The sequence below is a fragment of the Sporomusa sp. genome (genome assembly GCF_057736855.1).
The window spans coordinates 1-1,985 of record NZ_JBYKYF010000432.1 but is presented as its reverse complement, the minus strand read 5'-3'; the positions used below and the strand labels follow the sequence as shown (position 1 = coordinate 1,985).

Here is a 1,985-nt window from a genome sequence, read left to right as displayed (position 1 = left end):
GTTGTTTGAACAAAATCCTGAAATAGTTTCTTCCATATTTATAATCCTTTTATTGTCGAATATCTTATTTTTAGTATTAGGTTTATTTGGCGCTAAATATTTCGCCAAAGTTGTTTCATGGCCAAAACCTATTTTGGTTAGCATGATTTTGTGCTTGGCAATAGTTGGTACTTTCAGTGTAAGGAATTCACTTTTTGATGTTTGGGTTTTGGTAATATTTGGTTTGATTGGATATATAATGAATAAGTTGGGTATACCAACAGCTCCTTTAATACTTGGGTTCATTCTAGGTGGAATGGTCGAGCAATATTTACGACAATCACTCGTTCTTTCTTTCGGGAATATATTTTCATTCTTTTCCAGGCCAATTTCTGCTATATCAATTGGACTAACCATATTAACGATACTGATCCCTTAAATTACAAAAGTTATTAAATTACCGCGAAAACAGAAATAAACATTTTTAGGTATGCTTTTTTAGAGGTATTTATCGATGAGTAGTAAGGTAAGATTGGCATTTGTAGGATTAGGATGGTGGTCAAACAAATTGGCAGATGCGGCGGCACAATGTGACAATATAGAAATTGCCGCTTGTTATTCCAGGTCGTTGGAGAAAAGGGATTTATTTAGGAAGCAATACGGGGGCGTTGGGAAGGAAACGTATGAAGAATTGCTGGAAGATAAGTCAATAGATGGTATCGTATTGACGACACCAAATTCTTTACATATTACTCAGACGGTGGATGCTGCAAATTACGGGAAACATGTATATGTCGAAAAGCCCATGGCGATTACCGTTGAAGAATGTAAAAAAATGATTGATGCCTCAAAGAGTAATAATGTTATTTTGATGATAGGTCAAAATTCTCGCCGTATGGCTCGGTTCAGAAAAGCCAAGCAAATGATTGAACAAGGATTACTCGGAAAAATTGTTTTGGTGGAAGCCAACTCGTCTGGTGATCTAGGTATGAAGCTGACTCCAGATAATTGGAGAGGTCATAAAAAAGAAAGCCCAGCTGGGCCATTAATGAGTTATACTGTTCATCAAGCAGACAATCTGAATTATTTGATAGGACCGATAACTAAGATAACAGCTTTTAAAAGCAAACTATGTGGACCCGCTGAAACTGATGATGTCTTTACTTCGATAGCGCAATTTGAAAATGGGGCTTTGGGTTATATTGGGGGGAGTTTTATAACTCCAGATCGAAAATTGTTGCAAATACATGGAACAGAGGGCGTTATTTTACTTGATGAAGATGACGGGTCGATTTCATATCAAAAAAAAGGAACAAAGCATATGGTCAAGACTATTATGCCTAATCCTGATCAGCAGCGACTAGATTCGTTAAAAGAGGAAATAAAAGAATTTGCAGACTGTATACAATTAGGCAAAGAACCTGAAGTGACAGGTGCTGTTGGAATGAACGCTATTGCGATTATTGAGGCAATTTATCGATCGGCCGAAAATGGAAATACAACTCAGCTAAGAGACTTATTGTGATTAAGGAATATAAAGATGAAAGCATGGATGTTTTATGACTTCGGAGATATGAGGCTGGAAGAAATTCCGGATCCTGTTGCGAAACCAGGATGGGTGGTATGCAAAGTAAGAAGGGTACAGCCCAGTATAACAGATGCGCAAAGAGCCATAGGTATTAAGACTATGGGTTTTGAGGAAATGTCTGAAGTGTTAAAGACGAAAAGGCCAGTTCAAATGCTTGGTCATGAAATGAGCGCGGAAGTCATAGAGGTTGGAGACGGTGTAACAAAATTCAAGGTCGGCGATGTTGTACTAACATCAGGGCATATTCCTTGTGGAACCTGTGATTGGTGTAAATTAGGAAGAGATTCATGGTGCTCAAAAAAGATAAATATTGGTATCACAATTCCAGGAGCTTTTGCAGAAAAAATAGCCCTACCTGAAACCGGCCTTCTTTTGGCTCCTAAAGGGTTAGATGACGCATCTATAACTTGTTTGCAAC

At 37.9% G+C, this 1,985-nt stretch carries 3 protein-coding genes; all 3 read left to right on the top strand.

Features of this window, described 5'->3' with window-relative positions:
- Position 1 precedes the first annotated feature (1 nt).
- Positions 2 to 418, top strand: coding sequence for a tripartite tricarboxylate transporter permease (locus tag AC29Z1_RS17275; protein WP_488272685.1), 417 nt, complete (start codon positions 2 to 4; stop codon positions 416 to 418).
- A gap of 75 nt (positions 419 to 493) precedes the next feature.
- The gene (locus AC29Z1_RS17270) at positions 494 to 1,504 is read left to right on the top strand and encodes a Gfo/Idh/MocA family protein (RefSeq protein WP_488272684.1); all 1,011 of its coding nucleotides are present in this window, start codon (positions 494 to 496) and stop codon (positions 1,502 to 1,504) included.
- 15 nt (positions 1,505 to 1,519) lie between these two features.
- The coding region (locus AC29Z1_RS17265; protein ID WP_488272683.1) for an alcohol dehydrogenase catalytic domain-containing protein at positions 1,520 to 1,985 on the top strand (466 nt) is incomplete at its 3' end.